Raw genomic sequence first — 2,409 nt, forward strand, 5'->3', positions numbered from 1 at the left:
TTCAACGCCCGACGCTTGCACTCAACCCTCGGCAACGTGCCCCCTGAAGAGTTCGAGGCCGACTACTACGCTGGCCTCGAAGCGTCACACCACTCGGTGCTGACACCCGCATAGGAGCGGCAGAGAACCGGGGACGGTTCACTCTGCCTCTTCAGCGGCGAGCGCAGGCGCCACCGTGAGGCTCGACACCGACAACGCGATGATCGCGCCCAAACCCACAACACGACGTACAAGCATGGTTCCCCCAATTAACTGCTGTCGCCCACGGTACTTCGCTCACGGAACTTGCGCGAGTGGGAGTGTTCGGCGACCGAAGATCAGGGCTGTCGTCACCAGCCTGGCCGTTTGGCATGACAGCATTCTCAGCATGCTTCTTCGTATCGAGAACACCCCCCGCCCCTACGCCTGGGGCTCGACCACGGCCATCGCCGAACTGCTCGGCACGACTCCGTCGGGCGGGCCCGAGGCCGAGCTATGGCTCGGCGACCACCCGGGGTCGCCGGCGCGCATCGTGGCGGGTGACGCGGGCGGAGCATCCGATTTGTCGTCGATGCTGCTCGCCCGCGGCGAGAAGCTGCCGTTCTTGCTCAAGGTGCTCGCGGCCGGTGAGCCGCTCTCGCTGCAGGCGCACCCGACCATCGCCCAGGCGCGTGAGGGGTTTGCGCGCGAAAACGCGGCGGGTCTCGCACTCGACGACCCCGCGCGCAACTACAAAGACGAACTGCACAAGCCCGAGCTCATCTTTGCGCTGAGCGATCCGTTTATTGCACTCGCGGGGTTTCGTTCGCTGGCCGAAGCTCGCGCCGAGCTCGCGACCGTCGATGAGCCGTGCGTGATCGACTTCGTCAACCGGCTGAGCGGCGATGACGCGCTCCCCGACACGATCGCCTGGTTGCTCGAGGGCGGCGAAGAGGTCACTCACCTCGTCCTCGCGCTTGCCGATGAAGCGGGCGATTCGCACCCGCACGACCCCCATGGCACCTGGGCGACCGTGCGTCGCCTCGCCGAGTACTACCCCGGCGACCCCGGCATCGCGATGTCGACGCTTATGCACACGGTCGTGCTTCGCCCGGGCGAGGCGCTCTACCTGCCGACCGGCAACATCCACTCGTACCAGCAGGGCCTCGCCATCGAGGTCATGGCCGCGAGCGACAACGTGCTGCGCGGCGGCCTGACGCCCAAGCACGTGGATGCGGCCGAGCTCATGCGCGTGCTCGACGCCCGCCCGGTGGCCGAGCCGCGCATTGTCCCGGTCGAGGTGTTGCCCAACGTTCACCGCTTCACACCCGATGTCGTCGACTTTGCGCTCACGGTGGTGGAGGCGGGCTCAGCCGTCGACGGCATCACCCTCGAGACCGGCGGCCCCGCGATCGTGCTGTGCCTCGATGGGCGAGCGACCCTGCAAGGGTCGCTCGTGCTGGAGCGCGGGCAAGCGGCATATTGCGATGACGACGAGGTGAGCATCCACGGCGACGGTCGGGTGGTCATTGCCACGGGAGACCACCCGGATACGGTTGAGTCATGACCTGGCTTGTCACCGGCGGCGCCGGCTATATCGGAGCGCACGTCGTGCGCGCCCTCACCGCAGCGGGTATGGCTCCTGTGGTGCTCGACGACCTCTCGAGCGGGCACGCCGCTTTTGTTCCTGAGGGCGTGCCGTTTGTGCGCGCATCCATTCTCGACAAGGCCGCGGTAGACGCCGTGCTCACCGATCACGCGGTCACGGGCGTCATTCACGTCGCGGGCTTCAAGTACGCGGGCGTGAGTGTGCAGCGACCCCTGCACACCTACGAACAAAACGTCACGGGCATGGTCACGCTGCTCGAGGCGATGCAGCGGCACGGAGTCGATCAGTGCGTGTTCTCGTCGTCGGCCGCCGTGTTTGGTGCCGTCGATGTCGACATCGTGACCGAAGACATGCCCAAGAACCCCACGTCGCCCTATGGCGAGTCGAAGCTAATTGGCGAGTGGCTGCTGCGCGATCAGGCGGTCGCGGCGGGCCTTCGCCACACGAGTCTGCGCTACTTCAACGTGGTCGGCTCGGGCGACCTTGCCGTGCGCGATACCAGCCCGCACAATCTGTTTCCGCTCGTGTTTGACGCTCTCGTCGAGGGTCGCGTGCCGCGCATCAACGGCACCGACTACCCGACGCCCGACGGCACGTGTGTGCGCGACTACATCCACGTGGCCGACCTCGCGCTCGCGCACGTCGAGGCCGCGCGGCGCCTCGAGGCGGGTGAGGCGATCGAACCGGCCTACAACCTCGGGTCAGGCGACGGTGTGTCAGTGCGCCAGATCATGGATGCCGTGGCCGAAGTGACGGGCATCGCCTTCGTTCCTGAGGTGAGCGACCGGCGCCCGGGGGATCCGCCGCGCATTGTGGCGAGTGGCGAGCTCGCTGCGCGCGAC

2 protein-coding genes are annotated in these 2,409 nt (G+C 67.1%); both read left to right on the forward strand.

The window, feature by feature from the left end; genetic code table 11:
- Positions 1 to 367: 367 nt before the first annotated feature.
- Entirely contained in the window at positions 368 to 1,525 is a 1,158-nt protein-coding gene (gene manA / locus SFU54_RS11265; RefSeq protein ID WP_319016365.1) for a mannose-6-phosphate isomerase, class I, read from the forward strand.
- Positions 1,522 to 2,409, forward strand: an 888-nt coding sequence (gene galE / locus SFU54_RS11270; RefSeq protein WP_319016366.1) for a UDP-glucose 4-epimerase GalE, incomplete at its 3' end; no start/stop codon positions are given. The genes manA and galE, both read left to right, overlap by 4 nt.

Source organism: Microcella sp., assembly GCF_033763155.1.
In the GTDB taxonomy this organism is placed as follows: Bacteria; Actinomycetota; Actinomycetes; order Actinomycetales; family Microbacteriaceae; genus Microcella.

Excerpts from the sequence above, each read along its gene's own strand:
- manA (WP_319016365.1), top strand. The coding sequence starts at position 368 with ATGCTTCTTCGTATCGAGAACACCCCCCGCCCCTACGCCTGGGGCTCG.